Annotated in this window: 14 protein-coding genes and 3 pseudogenes; 10 read left to right on the top strand and 7 right to left on the bottom strand. The window is 55.9% G+C overall.

Annotated elements, in window-relative coordinates; translation table 11 throughout:
* Positions 1-10: 10 nt before the first annotated feature.
* From QD461_RS31990 to QD461_RS31975, 4 genes are all read right to left on the bottom strand, one after another.
* Complete coding sequence (locus tag QD461_RS31990; protein ID WP_004122926.1) at positions 11-1,780, bottom strand: GNAT family N-acetyltransferase; 1,770 nt, start codon at positions 1,778-1,780, stop codon at positions 11-13.
* On the bottom strand, positions 1,777-2,256 hold the full coding sequence (locus tag QD461_RS31985) for a coproporphyrinogen III oxidase (protein ID WP_240535487.1): 480 nt from the start codon (positions 2,254-2,256) through the stop codon (positions 1,777-1,779). The genes QD461_RS31990 and QD461_RS31985 overlap by 4 nt, the downstream gene beginning before the upstream one ends.
* 376 nt (positions 2,257-2,632) lie before the next feature.
* Entirely contained in the window at positions 2,633-2,878 is a 246-nt protein-coding gene (locus tag QD461_RS31980; RefSeq protein WP_376774047.1) for a hypothetical protein, read from the bottom strand.
* Positions 2,879-3,190: 312 nt separating this feature from the next.
* Positions 3,191-3,550: a hypothetical protein gene (locus QD461_RS31975; protein ID WP_004122923.1), complete on the bottom strand. Its 360-nt coding sequence runs from the start codon at positions 3,548-3,550 to the stop codon at positions 3,191-3,193.
* Positions 3,551-3,670: 120 nt separating this feature from the next.
* Here QD461_RS31975 and QD461_RS31970 point away from each other — a divergent pair, with 120 nt between their 5' ends.
* Positions 3,671-3,892 (top strand): hypothetical protein, encoded by a 222-nt coding sequence (locus tag QD461_RS31970; RefSeq protein ID WP_312872687.1) that lies wholly within the window; start codon positions 3,671-3,673, stop codon positions 3,890-3,892.
* Positions 3,893-4,128: 236 nt separating this feature from the next.
* On the opposite strand, the gene QD461_RS31965 is transcribed toward QD461_RS31970, so the two are convergent.
* Positions 4,129-4,350: a hypothetical protein gene (locus tag QD461_RS31965; protein ID WP_004122919.1), complete on the bottom strand. Its 222-nt coding sequence runs from the start codon at positions 4,348-4,350 to the stop codon at positions 4,129-4,131.
* Positions 4,351-4,387: 37 nt separating this feature from the next.
* Here QD461_RS31965 and QD461_RS31960 point away from each other — a divergent pair.
* From QD461_RS31960 to QD461_RS31940, 5 genes and pseudogenes are all read left to right on the top strand, one after another.
* Positions 4,388-4,510, top strand: a pseudogene (locus tag QD461_RS31960) (ATP-dependent DNA ligase); the annotation flags it as partial.
* A gap of 119 nt (positions 4,511-4,629) precedes the next feature.
* A complete protein-coding gene (locus tag QD461_RS31955; protein WP_004122918.1) occupies positions 4,630-4,917 on the top strand; it encodes a Shedu anti-phage system protein SduA domain-containing protein in 288 nt (95 codons plus the stop codon).
* 292 nt (positions 4,918-5,209) lie between these two features.
* On the top strand, positions 5,210-5,788 hold the full coding sequence (locus tag QD461_RS31950; protein WP_004122917.1) for an SLATT domain-containing protein: 579 nt from the start codon (positions 5,210-5,212) through the stop codon (positions 5,786-5,788).
* 5 nt (positions 5,789-5,793) lie between these two features.
* On the top strand, positions 5,794-7,110 hold the full coding sequence (locus QD461_RS31945) for a reverse transcriptase domain-containing protein (RefSeq protein WP_004122915.1): 1,317 nt from the start codon (positions 5,794-5,796) through the stop codon (positions 7,108-7,110).
* Between the two features lie 217 nt (positions 7,111-7,327).
* Entirely contained in the window at positions 7,328-8,749 is a 1,422-nt protein-coding gene (locus tag QD461_RS31940) for an ISNCY family transposase (protein ID WP_004118201.1), read from the top strand.
* Positions 8,750-8,755: 6 nt separating this feature from the next.
* Here QD461_RS31940 and QD461_RS31935 read toward each other — a convergent pair whose 3' ends face one another.
* Positions 8,756-9,493 (bottom strand): hypothetical protein, encoded by a 738-nt coding sequence (locus tag QD461_RS31935; RefSeq protein ID WP_004118203.1) that lies wholly within the window; start codon positions 9,491-9,493, stop codon positions 8,756-8,758.
* An 896-nt stretch (positions 9,494-10,389) separates the two neighbouring features.
* Positions 10,390-14,460, bottom strand: a complete 4,071-nt coding sequence (locus tag QD461_RS31930) for a helix-turn-helix domain-containing protein (RefSeq protein WP_004118204.1) — start codon at positions 14,458-14,460, stop codon at positions 10,390-10,392.
* Between the two features lie 281 nt (positions 14,461-14,741).
* Between QD461_RS31930 and QD461_RS31925 the strand changes: the two genes are divergently transcribed.
* The 4 genes and pseudogenes from QD461_RS31925 to QD461_RS31910 form a co-directional block, all read left to right on the top strand.
* A complete protein-coding gene (locus tag QD461_RS31925) occupies positions 14,742-15,740 on the top strand; it encodes a hypothetical protein (protein WP_004118206.1) in 999 nt (332 codons plus the stop codon).
* A 154-nt stretch (positions 15,741-15,894) separates the two neighbouring features.
* Positions 15,895-16,116: pseudogene (locus QD461_RS31920) on the top strand (hypothetical protein); the annotation flags it as partial.
* Between the two features lie 470 nt (positions 16,117-16,586).
* Entirely contained in the window at positions 16,587-17,909 is a 1,323-nt protein-coding gene (gene ltrA, locus QD461_RS31915; RefSeq protein ID WP_028755411.1) for a group II intron reverse transcriptase/maturase, read from the top strand.
* 117 nt (positions 17,910-18,026) lie between these two features.
* A pseudogene (locus QD461_RS31910) lies at positions 18,027-18,326 on the top strand (transposase); the annotation flags it as partial.

Raw genomic sequence — 18,326 nt, 5'->3', positions numbered from 1 at the left:
GACGACCCCATCAGTCTGAATTCCCGGGTCGCTTCTCAGCAGAAATCAACAAGTCATCCTGGCTGGCGAGCCGCTTCTCGTAGAAAATCACGGCATACCCATGCAGCATCCCCTCACCGCGGCGACTATAGCCAGACGTCTCATACATCATTTGAGCCCCGACCTGGATGGTTGTTGTTTCGAGCATTATGCACTTGATACCTAGGGCAGCGGCGCGCAGCTCCAATTCACTAAGTATTCTCCTTCCAAGCCCTCGTCGTTGAAAGGCGGGATCGACCCGCATCCGCTTCAGCTCTGCAACATCATCTTCGGCAGGTTTCAGTCCACCCATAGCGACGAGTTGGCCGCCAATATGAGCAACTACAAAATCTCCGCCTGAGGCTAGATATACGTCCCCGACATTACGCAAATCATCCTCCCATGCCCCTTCCGGCCCATGTACACCAACACCGTCGGATGCGCTTCGATGCAACCGCCATACATCGTCAGCATCTCCTACCTCGAATCGGCGAAAGACCACTTCGTCTTGAGACATTGACCATTTTCGCCTGATGTCGGAGATATGCTTGATCGAGGAAAATGCCGCCTCTAGCTTTGGTGCGCTCCCTAACAGCCGCTGCGACAACACATCCTCAATCCTTTCCGACATATCAACTCCAACAATTGGGAGACCCGGCCCTACCGTATATTTCAGGGCCGCACGACGATGCATCCGGGTAAACCGATCCAGCGCACAAACACAGGACGCGTGCAGCTCTCGGATTTCGCTGCTCTGGCGCTCCACGATGGACGAGACCGTTGCGAGCTTAGGGAAAGGCGCTTTCCCTTCAAGCCAGCTTGGCTGGGTTCTCGCGCGCACCTTGTCTGGCGATAACCAGCGAAATACGTCGTCAATGCATTTTTGAGGATAATATTCCGACAACCGATATACATCCTTGTAGAATTGCGGCTTCTGGCGCAACAGCTCTTCGCCGATCAGAAGAACCGAGACCGCCACGATGCGGGCAGAGAAACGACCGCTTGGGCCAAGCCTATCCTTGTAAGGGTTCTTTCCGTAGAACATGCGAAATTGCTCGAAAAGATCGTGCGACATATGTTCATAAAAACGTTCCAAAACATAAATGGCTGACTCCAGCGACTTCATGCACAGCGATAGACACTTGCGTGCATCTGCCGCGACCGTGTCTCGCAACTCAAGCAGAGCTTCTATTGCCGACTGTAAGTCACCCTCAATAAGTTGATGGCCGAGGCAAAAATCGCGCTCCTCGACCCCAGCTGAACCGAGGCAATATACGCGAGGATCCCTCTCCACTGGGTTGGTGAGGATCATGTCTTCATAGGAGAGGACATCAATGCTAGGCTGCCGCTGACGACTTAATTGTGCAATACGCATCAACGGTTCTCCTACCGCCAACTCCGCATCGACGGGATTGAGGCCGGCAAACGCGGACATCTGATAAGCACAATTGACGAGATACTGAATGTCTGTCTTAGCCACTCCGAAGTCGGACTGGGGCAGATTTATTAGCTGCGCCTCACAGTCTGTTCCCCGTATCATTGCGTTGATGCTCTGCCCGAGCGCCTTAACCGCTTCATCTGGCCGTTCATTCCCTTTGATCTGCGCAATTTGGTGCGGGAGTTGCTCGGCGACGAAATCGCTGACAATCCCAAGCGGGCGTTTTGCCTGGCTGCGGTCGATGCTGTCGACCAGGTGAGAAAATATCCCCCGCGCCTGATGGGCGGGTCGATCTGGGATGGAAAAGGACGAGGTGAAGGTCATTGACGAGGTCCCCCGACTTCGCCGAAACACAGCTTGCATTTTCGCACTTGAGCCGTACCGTCCCGCTGGCGAGTAATCGTGCTCTTCCAAGAGGTCGGTCTTCTTGTCCCTATCCTGCTATCGTTGTAGGCTACCCGATCAAGCACCTGGTCCGAGAAAAACAGCAGAGACACAGCGCCTGAATTGATGATGCCGGCGGAAGTCAGAGAAAGTACGCCGTCGTTAGAGATGAATACAAGGTCGGTCTCCTTCAAGATTTCAAGCTCGCGGGGAAAGTATTTTTCGAAGGGCACCCCAAACTCCCGTGCGAAGCGGGATAACAACACTCCGCTGCTTCGCAACGCAAACATTACTGTCCTGCCCATCAGATCGTCCTCTAACAGTGCGACACCTTTCCAAATCGGTTTATCGCCCGCTTCAACTCTAGTCAGATACCGATCAAAATCGGCCTCAATATAGAACTGGCGCTGGCTCATGGAGCCAAATCCGCTAACCCCAAACGGCACAAGATTATTGTCGTTCCAGGAATCGTACTTGCAAGACTGTCGAAAGGAGTGCGATTGCGACGCCTTCGTCCATAGAAAATCGGCCCGTGACGATAGCCAAGCGCGGTGAGGATGTGCTCCGCCATAAAATGCATGATTATCCATTCCTTGGAGGGCAAGATGGGTCTTGCAATCGTGAGTCGTGGGAGTTCAACAAACCCATTTATTCCAGTCCCTTTAATTTTGCCGAGCGATCGCTTCGCTCCTACCTGGCAAGCAACTTCGTCGGCTCTCAACGGCGGGGCAAAGTTCATACCAATTTGTATTTTGGCGCTAAAAAATAGATTGTAGATTTCCTTTCAGTTACTTAGCGAAAACATCGAGGAGGCCGGCTAAACAAGCCTATGTCCAAAATTCGCCAAAACAGCCATAAATTGTCGGACACCGTCAAAGGCCGCTGAGCCTCATCGTCGGGGACGAGTTGATCGCCGAGCCATGCCGCGAGGTGGGCCCGGCCGAGATGAAGCAGATCGTCGTTGAAGTCGCCGAGCTGCGGCCGCAACACCAAGGCGAGGATCCCGGACTCGCCTGCGCGCTGGCTGAGACGTTCGATGCAGTGCCGGCCGGCAGAGTCGGCATCGGCTGCGATGTAGAGGCGACGGCAGCCAAGCGGAAGTCCGGGCCGGCGAGGTGATTGGCCGAGGCGGCGGCGGCCACCGGCAGCGCCGGCATCACCACCTTAAGCGAAGCCATCGTCTCGAAGCCTCGCCGGCGGCCATGACCGGGACGGGCGCACCGGGCTGGTGGCCTAGCAAGATGCCGTTGCCAAGAATATCCCCCAGCGAGCGGCGTGGATCCGCGAGTTGCGCCTTGCCCTGACCCGAAGGATCAAGCCAGGTGCGCTGCAGGCCGCTGACAGCGGCAATTAGGGCAGGAAGAGTCTGCGTCTCGCCCGTAACGAGATCCCTGTAGTAGCAGCCGGGATGGAAGCGCAGCGCGCGCTCATGCGGGGAGAGCAGAATGCCGCGACCGGCGAGGTATCGTTCGGCAGCGTGCCGGCGATCGGCTGAGACATGGCGAACAGTCTACGCGCGGCCTTCGGGGAGCCGCGTTTCGCCGCTGGCTGGCGCTGCGCGCCTGGGAGCTGGGGAGGTGGCAGCGGCATGGAGAGGAAGCGACGTGCTTCATCCGCGACTTCGCGGAAGTCGACCAGACCACAGCTTTCGCGGATGACATCGAGCAGATCGCCAAATTCGGAGGTCGCCTCGGCTCGTCTCCACTGCATGATACGCTCGCATCACGACGCCCGCGAACATCAAAGCGGCACTGCCACCCAATCTGCCCTCGTACGCTGAAGTACGTGGGGCACATTCGATGGCAACTTTTCAGTGACGAGCATGGAAGTGTGCATAGCCCTGAAGCCCAGAAGTGGCGCTACGAGCAGATGAAGGCCAATCTCGCGATCTCCGGCATGGAAGTGGATCCCGAGCTAGAAGCCATGACTGAGGCATGGGAAGCGAACGGTCAGGGGCCTGATTGCGCGTGCTGCACACTACCGACCGATCTCTTCGGAGAAGACCAAGATCAGGGCCATCTGCTGGGGACGGCCTTTTTCTTTGTCCGATGAGTCGGAACCTTCGACGGTGATTCGTCTTGAGCCGCGAATCGCTTTTCGGAGGTATTGCGTCATGGCCCGAGATGTCGAAATTTATGCTCAGAAACCGTTCTCTAAACTCCCTGTCGATCTGCGGAAGGAAGTTCTGCAGAAGATCTCGAAGCGGCTCCATTACGTCGCCCTGCTTGCCCGGACGTGATGGACGATTTCGACCGAGACATGATGACCGAGTCCCGGCATTAAGGGCGTCAGGGCAGTCGCTTCAAGAGCCGAAGCCTGTTTCCCGGCGCAAACTCGATGATCTTGTCCTGCTCCAATGCGACGAGCACAGCCATGATCTCATCTTGCGTAAATCCTGCCGCGGTGAGTGGAACCCCGATGTCGAACAGGTTGATCATCATGTCGGGCTTCAGCTTCAGGGACCGAAGCTTATCCGTCAGGGCTATTTCGGTTTCTTCAAAGCGGCTCATATCAGCTTCTTAACGCTTTTCCGGCTGGAATAGCACCATGTCCAAGCCTCCGCGTTCGAAACCGCTCCTCCAAGACACTGACGGTCCGGCCCGGTCGAAGCCACTGCGTCGTCGCGATCCCGCACAGCCGAACCTTCTGCTCGACCCCAACCGTGACAGGCCGACGGTCGACTATCTGATGAATTTCACCGAGTACTCAGTTCTTGTTGAAATCACACGCCGATATTCCAGCAACGCCGCGCCGGAAGGTCAGGGACTTGGAGATTCAGCGGCGAATTCATGGATGCCGTGTCCCAGGTTCTCGAACAGAAGGCAGGATGGTTCATTCAAGGCCAGACCGGCCAAAACTTCGACAAGACCGGCAATCGCCGCATGACCGCGAGGACGCGGGATCCCAAGGCGATCCTGGTGATTGGGCGGGGCCGCGATATCGAAGGCGATGGAACCTCCCGTGACGCTGAGGTCAGACGCGACACATTCGAACTGTTTCGACGTTACACCCGGAACCTGGACATTGTCACCTTCGATGAATGGCTTGATCGAGCGAGATTTATTCCGAGAGACTGAGCCGAATGATGCCTCTCTTGTGACGGAGGAACTGGAACACCAAGGACGCCTCCCGCCTTTGCCGAACACGGCGAGGCGCTGCAAGCACAAGTCGTCAGCTAGTTGAAAAAAACTACAACTACAGTTAGATGGTTTGCGGTGCGGGCGGAGCGGGTAAAGCCGCTGGCTCAGCTTGCTGGGTTCTGGTCACAAAGGGGCGCGTTCTGCGCGTCGGCCTATGGCTACATTCGATTGAGTGTTTAGTTGCTTTGAGTTTTTGCGTCCGCACCACTTCAGTTCTTGCGAGAAAGATATGACGCGTCCTAGTCCGAGTACGATCAACGACACGATCTGGATAACGTCCCGAGTTCGAATGATCGCAGAGCGCAAAGCTCTGCGGAACCAAAACATTTCATACCTCGCGGTGACTTATTACTCTGTATTCTCAGTCATCCTTTCCATCTTCGAGTCCTTCTACAGCGTTCCGTACCCGGAACTCGGCAAGCTGAACCTGGCGTCGTCGGTGGTCGTGCTTGTGGCGTCTCTAGTCGCGGGCGGTTTCCGGATGGAGGCTCGGGCCGCTTCGTTTCGCGAGTGCTATCTCAAGCTGCAGAAGCTCTACGACGAAGATCTCCCGGATCAGGACAAGAAGCTTCGATATCGGGACATCCTACTCGACTTCCCAAATCATTCGAACCACGATTACACGGACCTTCTCGTCAATCACATGCTCCTCGAAGGGAAGGAGCTTACCAATCACGGCAAGCCCCTAACATGGACGTGGTTCCAGTTCTTTTCGTTCTTCGGGCGGCGAATCCTTTACCGGTCGATCATCGCCGCATTATTTCTGGTTCCGGCGGCGTTCCTCATGTGGCCATTTCTTCACGGGTGAGGTTGATGCAGGCCAAAGAAAAGTTCGACGAGCAGTTTGCAATCGGGAACCTGCAATCGATCTTCGATGAGCGAATTGCCGCATCCGGAACGATCGGAAAGGACGGTATCGACCCCGGAGCCTTTCAGAAGAACATCGATGCCGAGTTGGCGCTCATCAGGAAACGGGTGTATGCCGACTCCTATCGGTTCACGTCCTTCAAACAGCGCTTGATATCGAAGGGAGCGGGGAAGGCGCCGCGCGAGATCGCGATAGCGGGCGTTAGAGACCGGGTCACCCTGAGAGCCCTCACGAACGTGCTGATGCACGTCTTTGATGACGCGAAGCTCCCTCCCGCCCACTTCATCGTGAAGGACCTGTTGGAGTTCGTGCGGCCGCTGGCAGACGATCACGTCTTTCTTCAACTGGATGTCCAGGACTTCTATCCGAGCCTCGACCATCAGCTCTTGCTAAAGCGGATCCGAACGCGAACCCGATACAGGTTCCTAACCTCTCTGGTGGACTCCGCAGTCAAGACGCCTACCGGCGACGGTAAGAAAGCGAACGGTGTCGGAGTTCCACAAGGACTCAGCGTGTCCAACATTCTCTCCTCGATATACATGATGCAGATCGACGAGAACGCCCACGACCGCTTCCAATATTATCGGTACGTCGATGACATACTGGTGGTCTGCAAGGCATCCGACGCCAAGCGGCACTTCCGATGGCTGAAAGGCAGGCTGTCAAAGGCGCAACTGACATGTCATCCGCTCGAAGAGGGCAGCAAGTCGAAGATCGTTCCGCTTTCGACCGGCGTCGACTATCTCGGGTACCACATCACGCCGAAGCTTGTGTCTGTGCGGAAAAGCTCCTACCGACGGATGATGACGACGATAATGTCGCTTATGACAAGCGCGAAGTATCGTGCAAACCACAAGCGCCTGCTGGCGAAGCTCAATCTCAAGATCACGGGGTGCATTCTTAACGACAAACGCTACGGCTGGATGTTCTTTTTCTCGATGACCCAGGACGTGAAGCAGCTCAAACGGCTCGACCGCTTCGCCGCCCGGCTGTGGAGGAAACTTGGCATGGCCGGGCAGGGGAAGCCAAAGACCTTCGTGAAGGCCTACCATGAGATTCGATTCAACATGGCGAAATCGAAATATATCCCACGGTTCGACGACTATTCCCTGGAAAAGAAAATGCAGTTGATCGCGGATCTCCAAGGGGTCGAGCTCGATAGCATCAAAGACTGGACGGAGGAAAAGATCAACAAGATGTTCTGGCGTCTGGTCCGGAGAGAGGTGAGCGAACTCGAGAAGGATCTTACACCTGTTAGCTAATGCCAACGGACAAACGTTACGAACAAATCCAAAATGGCTCGGCCGTTCCATAATAGAACTTATCTGAGTTTCTGTTGTAGCGGCTATTTAGTAATGCGACAGTTGGGCCAGTTAGAGATGCGACAGTCTCGCCTCTCGACGCACTGGTCAAAGCCACCGTTGGGAGCAAGGATGACAATCTTCAGCCTGGTCGAGACCAGGAGCGGTCGGAGTCGTCATGTCCTTTATGATCACCATGTCGCAGAAAGAATTACATCGCCTCGAAGTCATCCAGAAGATCCGTAACCAACGCCTGAGCGTCGTACAGGCCGCCGAACTGCTCGACCTCAGTCGAAGTCAGGTCCACAGGCTGCTGCAGGCCTATGATCAGGATGGTCCGGCCGGCCTTGTTTCAAAGAAGCGATCACGACCAAGCAACCGGCGCCATAGCGAAGAGTTTCGCAATGCGGTGCTGGATCTGATCCGCGAACGCTATCTGGATTTCGGTCCGACGCTGGCACGCGAGAAGCTGCTCGAGTTGCACCGGATCTCGGTCGCCAAGGAGACGCTGCGGCAATGGATGACCGAGGCTGGTATCTGGATTTCGCGTCGTGAACGCAAGAAACGGGTTTTCCAACCACGCGGCCGGCGCGGCTGCTTTGGCGAACTGGTGCAGATCGACGGATCGCATCACTGGTGGTTCGAGAACCGCGGCCCCAAATGCGCCCTGCTCGTCTATATCGATGACGCCACCGGCAGGCTATTGCACCTGCGTTTCGCCGGATCGGAGAATACGTTCGACTATCTGCATGCGACAAAGGATTATCTGCAGCAGTGGGGCAAGCCGTTGGCTTTCTACAGCGACAAACATGGTGTCTTTCGATCGACGCATCCGTCGAAGAAGGACAGGACAAGCGGTCTGACGCAGTTCGGCCGGGCGCTTTATGAGCTCAACATCGATATCATCTGCGCCAACACCCCTCAGGCCAAGGGTCGGGTGGAACGTGCCAACCAGACATTGCAGGATCGGCTTGTGAAGGAATTACGGCTTCGCGGCATTGATACGATCGAAGCTGCCAATTCCTATGCGCCTGAGTTCATTGCGGATTTCAACACTCGCTTTGGCAAGCAACCACGCAATCCAAAGGACATGCACCGACCGCTGGCCAACCACGAGAACCTCGATGGTGCCATGTGCCGGAAGGAAGTCCGCACGCTGTCGCAATCTCTGACGCTACGCTACGACAAGATGTTGTTCATTCTCGATCCGACCGAGATTTCCAGGCCACTGGCTGGCCAGAAAGTGATCGTCTGCGACTATCCGGACGGTCGGCTCGAGATCATGCACGAGAGCTTTTCCCTGCCCTACAAGACCTTCGATACGTTGCGCTCGGTGCATCGTGCGGAGGTCGTCGACAACAAGCGGCTGGACGACATGCTGTCGATCGTCGCCGAGTTGCAAGCCGGCCGAGAACAGCAACGCAGCAAGAGTGGTCCCCGACGCACCGGGCAGAAGGATCATATGTTTGGCATTCGGGACGGTAGCACAGCCAACGGCTATCAGAAGCGGGGACGCAAGCCGAGGACAGATTACATGAACGATCCGGCGGTGATTGCACGGCGAGAGAAAGCGTTATTGAGGCAACCAGCGGCGGAATAAAGATCGTCAGTGCACGCCGATGTCGCTTTGCGTATCCGATTCCAGCTGCAGGCATGCGGACCAAAGCGGTGTCTTGTGGAAGGATCCGTCCTGGAAGAGTGTGAGGCCCTCTCTTGCTTCATAGAGCAAGCCGAGCCAGCACAAGCGCCGTAAGACGCCATATTGGAGATCGGATTTCAACTCCCAGGCTTCTATGGTCATTTCGGTGTGTGACAGAGGCGCCAAGTCTGGATAGAGGATCTTCACAACGTCCATTGGCGTGCAACCTTCCCTGGCCTTGATATTGAGAAGATTGAGGAACATGCGCCACCAGCGTAACCGCGCGCGGACCTTTTCTTCCCGCTCGGTGGCGTGGACATACGAATAGAGATAATCCGTGGCGACCACATCGAAGAAGGCTTGCGGATTCACCAGAAACTCCCGCCCGCGTCTGGTTGGCAGCAGCACATCCTTTTTCCGGCGAAGAAGCTTCAGGTGGCGGGTCATGTCGCGCACGACCCAAAGCGGCGGCATGTCGCTTTCATTGAGCACCTTGTTCATGCTGTAGAGGTCCTCGGCTGTGAATCCGGGCCAGAGGAAGTGCACAGCGGCCCAATGCACGAACTTGCGGTTCATGGCGCCGGTCGCGGTCAATCCTATGCCACCCTCACCGTCAGCATAGGCAACCGAAAGAAGCATGCCGCGAAGAAGTGGTGACAGCGCGGCGATGTCGACGTCACCTTGCAGGTTGATTTCCGGAAGCATCGTGCGGCTTTGATCCCCAACTGCGCCATGCAAGTGCTAGCGAGTATCGAGCGGTAAAAGAACAATTGCCAGTGAGAAAGCTAAAGCCGAAGGGGAATGTTATCACCCGCCCCCGCTCCGCCCTTTCAACCCGGCCCAGCCGGCCGGATCGGGGGCTGATTGTCAGAGCCAGTGTCGCATTTCTAACTGGCTGACAATGTCGCGCGTCTAGCCAGCTTTGACATCTGTAACCTAATGGAATTATTATATAATCTTGTAAAACGGACTTATAAATGTTCCACAGCAAGAGATTTCATGTCCAAACAGGAACATAGCCTGTCCGCTGAAAAAGTCGCGCCCCCAGGGTGTCCCCACATCCGACAGCGTCGAAATGCCGTCATACCTGTGAGTTGAGACGCGATCTTCAGAACAGGGGAGTTCTGAACTTTAGGATAGTCGGGCCTTTTTCGTGGAGCGGCTCTCTAACCTGCTTCGAGCCCTGCAGTTTCCGCTATCGGAATAGGTCAAAACCGCGAACAGGCTTGGGCCGCCTTTCATAATTGTACCGCTGTCGAAATATCTCTGGAACGAACGATCTCGTTTCCTCAGCACCGATTGGACGGTATTCAAACCTGATGGAAGAAAAGTGCAGGCTTCCACGCGATGGGACAATAATTCGCCCATTTTTGCCACTCCGATACGATAAACGAGAAAGCATGACCACTCGGTTCGCGAAAGCGTATGAGGCGGCCAATGTTTGTCATGGACGGAACAAATAAAGAACAAACTCACTTATTGTCAAGTGCCTATGAGCCGAATGCTTAAGCTGGCATACGGCTTCACAGCCAGTAACGCGGTCGAAATTGCTTGGGATGGCACCATCCCAGGCAATTTCCTCGCATGAAGCAGGTACAATCTTACCAATCGAGCTTTTCCGCGTCATTGTCATGCGAACGAGCTTCGTAGTCATAGCTCGTAGCGATTTTTTCGAGAACAGCAGACGTGCGCGGCCATTCCAGCGCCGTCGCTCGCGACCACTCGCTAAAGGTCCTCGCAAGATCGTGCTCTTGGGCGCCGCCGTCACGCGGTAGCCTCGTCGTAACGCCACGCAGATTGCGACGACCAATCATGAGCCCAATTTCGATATTTTTGTTGCGAACGGATTCAATTAATTCGCGGACAGCTTCTGTGGGCCAGATGCCGTCTTGCCCCGAAGGTGCGCAGGCAAGGACTTCGCCGATCTTCTGGTCCGAAATATCCTCCCGCCCGGCGGATTTCGCCAGTTGGCGGGCACGTTGAACCCAGTCTTCTAAGATCGCTAGATCTATTGTACCGTCTGGTCTGGTTCCAGGAACAACATTCCAGAGACGCAAGAGGTTGCTTGCTTGGCGGGCACGATTGGTGACTTGTTCTTGGTTAGCCACAGTCTCTTCAACTACGCGGCTGTCCTCGCTGGGTTTGTAAATTGCGCAGATTACGTCGATGAATAGCTGCGGATTGGACGCAAGCTCGCGGATGATTAACTTGGCCGGACGCTGCGAGTATTCAAGCACTGGAAGATAAATCCATTCCAGCTTTAACATCTCCGTGGCGGGGACGTCGTCACGGTTGTCTAAAACAGACAGAATTTCGGCAACGTAGTGTTGGAACATCGTCGTGTCATTGTGATCGGCGTCGAATTCGGCTGGTTGTAAGGCCGCTTCAATAAGGAGGCGGACGAGCAAATCCGAGCCAAATGTCAGACCTGTATGCAACCGCAAGCCAACTAGATGCACGACATGGCGAGCGCGACCGACATCCATCAGTTTGCTCACCGCAAACTCTGTATCTTCCCGTTCGCCATTAATCCAAAGGATTGGGACCCGTTTCCAGTACTGCTCTTCGAAATTTGCGCCCAATTCCCGCAAGAGCGACCAAGCGCGCGACGAGGGCGGGAGGGCGAGCAGAATTGCGAGCAAGCTTTCCTGTTTGGCTCCTATCTGCTGCATCTCGTCGACCAAATCTGTCACCCATTGATCAGCTTGCATGGGATACATCGTTATTATCATCCCCCGGGCAACTCCTAAGCCCACTACGCCCTCTCTTGTGAGAGCCCGGACGATAATTTCGTGTCCCCGTCGCGGGTTGCCAACTTCGGCCTCGGCAATGGCTTGTCCCAGGTAACCTTTCTCCTGTACAGCGTTAGCAAGAGCAAACAGGCCGTCCAGTCCCATATTGGTGAGAATTGCTTCAACAACGCTTCGGCGTTCCCCTTGGAGCTGCCGCTGTGTGTCCTCGTGCCACCTGGTGCCGATTGGGTTCGGAAGTGCGACCGACGTGTCAAACAACCAAGAAATCTCTGCGATTAGGTCGACAGGGGTTATGGCGTTGTAAATTTCCTCAAAAGGAGCCAATTCTTCTTCAGGAAGCGCCCACGCGGCATCACGGAAACTGCGATGGCTATGCAAAATTGCGCGCAACTTCGACCTTAACGCGTTCCGACCCACGTCGTCCGCAATGAACGGAACAAGCGCCTTGAGTTTGTTTAGCGCTTCTTCCCGTCTGGCTCCGAGATTGCCCCAGCGATCGAGCAGCGCCACCCACCGTGAGATATCAGCCGACGCGTCTGCAAGGAGACGATCGGTAATCGCGAGCGCGCCTCTTTCAATCAGCTCGAAAGTGACGATTTCTGAGGTTGGCGTCGAGAAATCGCGCCAGAGAGGGGCTGGCGTTGGTGAAAACGAGTCGTGTTCGGTCGGAAGAATGCCCAGCAGGAGTTTCCAAGCTGCCTTGGGGAACCTCGCTCTTAGCCGGTCCAAGACCCGAAGTCGCTGTTCTAGTGTCGCGTGTGTTTGCGGCGCCCATAGAAGAAATGTAGTTCGGAGACTACTGCCGGGACGGTTAGTATAACGGCCCCCAGGATCAAGCTCATCGAGCGCCCCGAGAATAGAGGCCGCACGCCCGAGATAGTCGGGAGACCATGCCAAAGTTTCGAGAGCCCACAATAATGTGGATAGGTGCTCGGCGCCAAAAAGCGGGGACGTATCGTGACCGAAAAGAACGGCGACAGGGCTATCGTCCTGACCAAGTGCGTCGTCGAGTGCGCTGAGGAAACTGGACGGTGAGGCTTCCGCTAATAGTTGAAAATCCCTCGACAGTGACCACCAACGTTGACGGTCGGCGCCGCTAAGCAAGCGTTGAATGATAAGATCTGGCTGCAGCTCCGCAGATGGTACGGATGAGGCCAGTTTTCCGAACAGAGCAAGTATAATCAATACTTCGCCGACACCGTTACGCAGATTTTTGGAAAATTCTGGATGCACCCCCCGGACCGATGCATACCACCGTTCCTCCGCGGGCATTTCGTAGCGGGGGTCGGCCGCGCTCAAAACGTCTAATGCGACTGCAGCAAACCGTTCCATGTGAGAGGGCGATATATCCGCTGCCAGCAGGCCCCAAGCATCGCGTGGCGAGGCAATTTTCCACACAGAGCCCACTTTACGCAGAGGACTATCGAAATTTCCGGCCAAACCCGCAAGACTAGCTGCGAACGGTTCGTAGGGCATGTCAGCCAACCGCGATAGGACAGATTTGTCTCCCTCGCTGCTTTCATCCCAGCCACCTGCGAGGAGAGCCGCAATGAGCGATTGAGAGGGAAGTCCTTTCGCCCACGCGGGTACTCGTCCAGGAGAGCTTGGCATGAGACGTCGCAGAATTCCTAGACTTCGCGACGAATCTCTCGCCATCCGCCCTGCCATCTCGGAAGGCACGCCAACCCCTTCAAGGACGATCTTAATATTCTCTCGTGCGGGGCGTTCAAGCACAATGGCATCGCCGGAGGACGAGGCGTCTTGGCCATATGCGGCAAGTACATGGTGTCCCTTCTTGGCCAACGCCTGCGCCGGGCCTGGCTCCGGATCTAACACCACGATGACCAACGGCGTTGCACTATCTCCAATCAGCCTTGCAGTTTCGGAGTTTGCGACTACCAAGCTTCGGCACAGGTAATATTCCGCAAGATTAGCGGGAAGCTGGTTGATCGCCGCATAAACAAATCCGGAAACCTCAGCCGGGCTCTCCCCCTTTACCGCAAGCACAGACGACGGCCCCCTGAGCCATCGAAGAATCCGGGTGGCACTTTCGTCGCGATCACAGAGCACCAATTCACTTGGCAATTGCCATTGGGTCGCGAGCGCCCATTCCAGCCAATATTCCCGAAGATCAAGTGCCCCGGCTGGTCGCTTGCCAAGGGCGATAGCCAGCCATAACCCGACAGCGGGATAGAGTTCGATCCAATGGACTAGATTATCTCCATCGTAAGCACGCACGTCCTTCCAGATGTTCTCCGCACGCTTCTTTTGCGCCCACATTTCCTTTTGGGGCCAATGACGCGGCGTCACGAAGATGAACGTCAACTCGGCAGGTATAAGACCAAGCGGATTCTCGCTGCGCTTCTTATAGTCATCATCGGCCTTCGAGGCGATGCGATCTCGCTGCGTCCCGATTTCCCATCCCGTGACACCGAGCGGAATATATTCAGACGCTTCGCTTGCTTCGGTAACTCCGTCCCAGCCAGCGTGCTGGACACCTTCGTCCGAGGGAAACCTCAGTAATATGGGGCGATTTGCCCTTGCTAGCTTCGCAAGCAAGGTTGGAAGAGATCCCTGACCGTCGCGTCGCTCGGCCCACTGAGAAAGATCAGTCGCATCGACCCATCTTATTGGCAAACCAGCGTCCTTCCGGTCGGCGAAGGCGGGCAATGTTGGCCCGATAACAGCTCCTCCCGCTCGGAAAGCAATGCCTTCCGCTTCGAGCACTCCGCGAATTGCTTCAGCGTTCTGTTGAATCGGGTTGCGATGGCCCCGCTCAAAGTCTGCCACGGTGGAGGTGGCTACTCGAGCGCGGCTGGCGAGCTCCTGCTGAGACCAAGCCAAAAGAGCGCGAGCAGCGCGACATTGTGCGGGAGTGATAGCCTCATTGGAGGCAGGAGGATTGAGCAACGTAGACATTAGTGATTTTATATGACGTCAAATTAAAAATGCAATAACCCTGGAGCCGAACAACACATTCAGGGACCAGCTACCCTGCCTCGCCTTCGGCTCCTTCTCCAAGTCAAAAGGATTGGGGATTCCGCGAGCAGCGATGAACATCGGGATGTTTTCATTGCCCCTTCCAGAATCCACATCTATAGTTGTGAAGCGTGGTACAATTAGATCGAATCGGAACTGCTATTGTTAAGAAAAATATTGTCTGTAGCATGCAGAAACTTAAGTAGCCGCTGGGGCAGAACATGTTGGCGGGCATTCTTCGATATTGCTTCGACATTGCCAAGAAAAACCAGGCACTTCGCCCATTCGTTGCGATCTACAGGCTTTTGCGCCGATTATTTCATAGAATCTTGGACAAATATCCGTCGCTCGCGATCATCGCGATTGTCGCAATAATTATTTTCATGACACTCAACCCTGAGTATGCACCGGACTTGGTTAAGCCTAGCCATGGATGCGAACTCATCCAAATTGGAAACGGGGAACTCTATACAGTCAAAGGCGACACTTTGCATTTTTCAGGGGATCGGCCTTGCCAGAGTCGACAACCTGTAGCCTTCGACTGGTTCAATCGCTTCCCTACAAAGATGATCGGCCTAGGCTCGCAGCCCGATGCCGTATCCGCAGGAATTTTTTTCAATGAATTGGCCACTGAAGCAACCGGGGCAAACGAATGGCACGAATATACGCTGTTCCACCAAGCAAATGACTTTACCTGGACAATGGCTCCAGGTGCTTCGATGGTGCGCGAAACCTTTCTCAAAGGAGGCTGCGGCTACGATACGTCAAATCCGCCGCCTTCGAAAGAATTGGAGGCGCGAGATGGCCTATTGCTTACGGCTGAGCAGTTGCGATCGAGTGTGAAGTTGCCGGAAAACGTGTGGGAAAAATGCAATACTGGCTCTCCCGAAGACGAGACTTGGGACTATTGCCACTACACGGGATTAGAATTTTTCATTCCGACAGTCAGTCCGCATAATGTTTGCGCCCAACACTCTTGGCGTGACGCTTGGATTCCCGGCGGGACGCGCAAGATTCTGCTGGGTAAACCGGAGGCCTATGAAAAGCTCTCGCGTTTGTCTCAAGATCGATGGGACGTCGGCAAGATCAAAGAAGTCTCCGCAGATGATTGGGCCCAAATGACAGCCGACCTTCCTAAAGTTTGCATGCGGTGGAAGGATAAAGGCAAACCGAACTGGGAAGAATTCGCGTCGCTTGCTGCAATCTGGTGCGACTATTAGGCGTTGCCTCTTAATGAGCCACCGCTTCCGGTTCATGGTGATATTCTTGGATATGAACCGATCAGTTGCCGTGGTGGGCTTCTCTTTAGAGGCTGCCTCAAAAAGAGGTGGGTGATTTCAACAGGTTATGATTCCTTCGGATTTGCGAGATTCGATGGAGAACACGATGGCCTGGACCAAAATCACCCGTCGGCAATATGGAGAGCGTTGGGACTTTGGCCACGCATCAACCATCGTCTCGTGATGGAAACGCGCGAGTTGGAGGGCAAGGAGGCAAGCCCGACGGCCGGTGTGATCGATAGCCAGAGCGTCAAAACCACCGAAAGCGGCGGCATCCGGGGCTTATGACGCGGGCAAGAGTGCGCCTCGAAGGCGCGTGTCACCAATGGAGGAAGGTTCCATCCAGAGAGTTGTCGATTGATCTGGTAGCTGACGAGCGGATCGGTCGGGTAACCGCCGGTTCGAAGCCTCGTGACAAAGGCCGCCTTGGGCGGTTGAGCAATCCAGTGGGCCGTAACGCGAGTGAAGTCCGAGCAGGCCTCGAAAGAGTCGATGCAGATGCCGACCCGTCTCTTACCCGGGGAAGGCCGTGCGAACAGGGAAGCAATCGTCACAAGCACCTGTTCGGTCTGCCGGGGTATTGGGCACGGCACGCGGGAAGGGTGATGCGGGTAATCGAGGGAGACCCGTGCGGTCGGAGGTCGCGGCTTCGACATCGCTGATGGCGATGGACCGGACGGGAGTCGGACAGGGTCGTAAGACTGTCGATGCCGGGCAATGCCGGCGGAGGAAAGGACCCTGACTTCTGGCATGCTTTCGAAGATGGTGAGGAAAGGKTGATTGGCGATGAGCCTCGAAACACCTGAAAAGATCAGGAACCTACAGAGAAAGCTCTATTGTAAGGCGAAGGCGGAGCCCGCTTTCCGCTTCTATTTGCTCTACGACAAGATTTGCCGTGAAGACATTCTGCGCCATGCCTATGCGCTGGCCCGCGCCAATGCGGGAGCGCCTGGCGTCGACGGAGTGACCTTTACGCAGATCGAGGCGTCGGGCGTGGATGCGTGGTTGGCGGGCCTGCGCGAAGAACTCGTTTCGAAGACGTACCGACCCGATCCGGTGCGGCGGGTGATGATACCGAAGCCTGGGGGAGGCGAGCGTGCGCTCGGCATTCCCTCTATCCGCTGTCGCGTCATCCAGACCGCTGCCAAGCTCGTACTGGAACCAATCTTCGAGGCGGACTTCGAGGACGGTGCTTATGGTTATCGGCCGCGTCGCAGCGCGGTCGATGCAGTCAAGGAAACGCACCGGCTGATGTGCCGGGGCTACACCGACGTTGTCGACGCTGATTTGTCGAAATATTTTGACACGATCCCGCATTCGGACCTCCTCAAATCGGTGGCCCGACGCATCGTCGATCGGAGCGTGCTGCGGCTGATCAGGCTGTGGCTGCGAGCACCGGTCGAGGAGCGGGATGGCGACGGGAAACGGCGCATGACTGGCGGCAAGAGCAGCACACACGGCACGCCCCAAGGGGGTGTCGTCAGTCCGCTGCTCTCGGTCATCTACATGAACCGGTTCCTGAAGCACTGGCGTCTCAGCGGTCTGGGTGAAGAGTTCCGCGCGCACGTCATCTCTTATGCCGATGACTTCGTCATTCTCAGCCGCGATCATGCGGCCGAGGCGCTGGCGTGGACAAGGACGGTGATGACGAAACTCGGGCTGTCGCTCAACGAGGCGAAAACCTCGGTGAAGGATGCCCGGCGCGAACACTTCGACTTCCTTGGCTACTCGCTTGGACCACGTCATCTGCCCAACGGCGGCCGGTGGTACCTGGGAGCGAGCCCGTCCAGGAAGAGCGTGCAGCGGATCAAGACCAAGGTCAGCGCGCTGCTGACGCCGGGCAACAAGGGCACATGGCCTGAAGTTCGCAAGCGATTGAACCGCCTCCTGGGCGGTTGGGCCGCATACTTCTCCTATGGCGCTCTCGCATCGGCCTATGAAGGCGTCGATCGACACGTCTATGACCGCGTCACGAACTTCCTGTGCAGACGGCACAAAGTGCAAGGACGCAGCACGCGTCGATTCCCACGTGAACATGTTTACGGGGAATTGGGCGTGCTGTGTCTTCGACGCGAGCGCGGCAAGCAGTCGCCGTGGGCCTTACGATGAAGCCAGTCGGAAAGCCGGATGCGGGAAATCCGCACGTCCGGTTTGATGAGCGGGGAAAGGAAACGGAGCGAGCCTCGCAAGGGCCAGCCACCGCGCCTTTCCTCGACTCTACAGACCAAAGGCCGCAAGCGCCATATCATCGTCGATACGCTCGGCCTGATGGTCGGTCTCATGGTGCACAGCGCCGACATCCAGGATCGCGACGGTGCTCCCGATCTCCTGAAATCCATCCGCCACAGGTGGCCATGGTTRCTGCATGTCTTCGCCGATGGTGGCTATGCGGGCGATAAGTTGAAGCGGCGACTGAAAAAGATCGGGCGCTGGACGATCGAGATCATCAAGCGCTCRGACAAGGCGAAAGGCTTCGAGGTTCTGCCGCGTCGATGGGTGGTCGAACGGACCTTCGCCTGGCCTGGC

Origin of the sequence: Rhizobium sp. BR 314 (assembly GCF_047445805.1) — a bacterium.
Taxonomy (GTDB): Bacteria; Pseudomonadota; Alphaproteobacteria; order Rhizobiales; family Rhizobiaceae; genus Rhizobium; species Rhizobium lusitanum_B.
This window is presented reverse-complemented; position numbering and strand designations above follow the sequence as displayed.